Source organism: Streptomyces anandii JCM 4720 (assembly GCF_014650655.1).
GTDB classification, from domain to species: domain Bacteria; phylum Actinomycetota; class Actinomycetes; order Streptomycetales; family Streptomycetaceae; genus Streptomyces; species Streptomyces anandii.
On the sequence record NZ_BMVJ01000027.1, the window covers coordinates 63,106 to 65,535 of the forward strand.

General features: G+C 72.2%; 1 protein-coding gene and 1 pseudogene. One reads left to right on the forward strand and one right to left on the reverse strand.

What is annotated here, in order from left to right; genetic code table 11:
* The coding region (locus IE249_RS39135; RefSeq protein ID WP_229859698.1) for an AfsR/SARP family transcriptional regulator at window positions 1-1,069 on the reverse strand (1,069 nt) is incomplete at its 3' end.
* Window positions 1,070-1,522: 453 nt separating this feature from the next.
* On the opposite strand from IE249_RS39135, the pseudogene IE249_RS31760 reads away from it, so the two are divergent.
* A pseudogene (locus tag IE249_RS31760) lies at window positions 1,523-2,430 on the forward strand (hypothetical protein); the annotation flags it as partial.

A 2,430-nucleotide genomic window follows, 5' to 3' on the forward strand; every position in this document is an offset into this window, starting at 1 on the left:
CGTGCAGGTTGATGTAGAGCTGTCCGTCGGGGAAGCGGTCGGCTATCTCGTGCGCCCAGTGCACGGCCAGGGTGGTCTTGCCGATGCCGCCCATGCCGCCGATCGAGCTGATCACGACTGTGTCCGGAGGGCTGCCGTCCCCGGGTAATAAGGCCCGGGCGCGGTCGAGTTCGGCGCGGCGGCCGACGAAGGTCGCCAGGTCGGCGGGCAACTGCGCCGGACGGGCCGGGTGCTCGGGATGCGGGGCCGGGCCCTGCGCGGGCGGGTCCGTCCGCGCAGGCGTGCCCGAGTCCAGGGAGGCGTCGGCCGCGAGTATGCGGTCGTGCAGCTCCTGGAGCGGGGGGCTGGGGTCGATGCCCAGCTCGGCCACCAGGGTGTTCCGCGTCCTGCGGTACGCCTCCAGCGCCTCCGCCTGCCTGCCGGACCGGTACAGCGCCAGCATGAGCAGCCGGCACAGCCCTTCCCGCAGCGGGTGCGTGCCGGTCAGCGAGAGCAGTTCGGCGATCACCTCGCCGTGACGCCCGCGTTCGACGTCGGCGTCAAGGCGGGCCTCCAGAGCGATCAGCCGCTCCTCGCTCAGCCGCGCGCGTTCTGAGTCCGCCAGCGGGCCGGGGACGCCGGCCAGTGCCGTTCCCTGCCACCCGTCGAGGGCGGTGCGCAGCAGCTCCGCGGCGGCGGACCCCCGGCCGGCGGCTCGCAGCTTCTTCGCCTCCGCCACGCGCTGTTCGAACACGGCCAGATCCAGGGCGTCCTCCGCGACCCGGGCCAGGTACCCGTCCCCGACCGAGACGATGACCCGCTCCGACTCGGTGGTCTCCGCCCCGGACTCCAGCACTTTTCGCAGACGCGACACATAGGTCCGCAGCATGGACACGGCGGCCGCCGGCAGGTCCTCGCCCCACACGGCGTCCAGGAGTTCATCGAGTGCGACGGGGCGCCCTCTGCGCAGCAGCAGCGCCACCAGAACCGCCCTCTGCTGCGGCGAGCCGAGGCTCAACTCCTGTTCCCCGCGCCACGCCCGGACCGGCCCCAGCAGGGCGAAGCGCACGGAACCTTGACGGGCGTTCATACGGCGTCGCCGTCGGTGCGCAGCAGGTGTACGTCGGCGGCCGGACCCGCGGATGTCCCGGACTGCCGGGAGACGGGTGTGGATCTGGTTGACGTGTGCAAGCAATGCCTCTTCTGCATTCGAGGGACGGAGCGGAGGCCGTGTCCGTCCCGGTGACGGGACGCCCGGGGAGACGGGGTGGAGAGGCGTTTCGCTTCCTCGCCCAGGAGTGAAGTGGATCACAATGGGGGGGTATGGGGGTGCTTTTACGTCCACCACCCGGCCCTGGCTGGTCAGGTCATGCGTCAGTTGCTTCGGTGGCGTCTGCCTCATGGAAGGCTCCCTCTCCCCCGGCCCATTGAGGGCGCGTCAGGCGGTTGAACCGCATTCCTGCAGCGCCCGTTGCGGTACGAGGGGCCGCCGAGGCGGACCCGACCAGGGCCATGCGGCCGGGAACGTCAGGAGGGAACGGACATGAGCCAGTGTGCGGAAACGGAGGAGTCGGTCGCGGGGGCCGATCACGCCACATCGCAGGGACCGGCCTCGCATCACTTCAGGGTGGTCGTCTGCGACGACGGCTCGGCCACCGTCGACGGCGAACCTGTGCCGCTGGAGGAGGGAGCCACGGTCGACGCCTCGATCCTCGACGTCCTGCACGGATACGCACGGGAGCGCGACGCCGCCGTGACGGCGGACGTTCACGGCACCTCGGCGGGCCCTCTGGCATCCGTCGAGGTCGCCCCCGACGGTTCGAGCAGGTTGTTGGAGGGGTGCAGGGAACATCAGCTGCACCGCGAGCGGCCTCCGGTGGAAGCCGGACGTACCGGCCTGGACGACGACCAGGGCCCCGCCGACGAGCCGGACGACGAGGCACACGTCCTGCCGCGGCCCGCGGAGTCCCTGCTCACACCCCGCCCCGCCCCGTCTCTGCGGATCGGCCGCAGGCACGCGCCGCGCCAGTCGGACGAGGAGTTCCAGCCGCCCGGCCTGTTCCATCGGCCCCTGTTCATCGGGCCGATGGCACTGGGCGCAGCCGCCACGCTCGTCATGGTGCCCCTGATGATGCTGGGCGGTGGCGAATCGGGTGACGTGCACGACGGCCGGACCGCCCGTGCCGCAGGGGTGACGAACACGAGCCGGTCGGCTGTGACCGGTCACCCGCCGACGACCGCGTCCCGGCCCGTCGGCGTCATGGCTCCGTCCAGCGCGTTGACCACCGTGCCGAAGAACAAGCCGGAAGGCGCGCGGAAGGCCAAGCCGGAAGGCGCGCCGAAGGCCAGGACGGAGGGCGCGCCGATGGCCAGGACGGAGGGCGCGCCGAAGGAAGCGCCGGCCGTGAAGGACGGTGGTGGCGGCGACACCGAGCCTGTGACCGCGGAGCC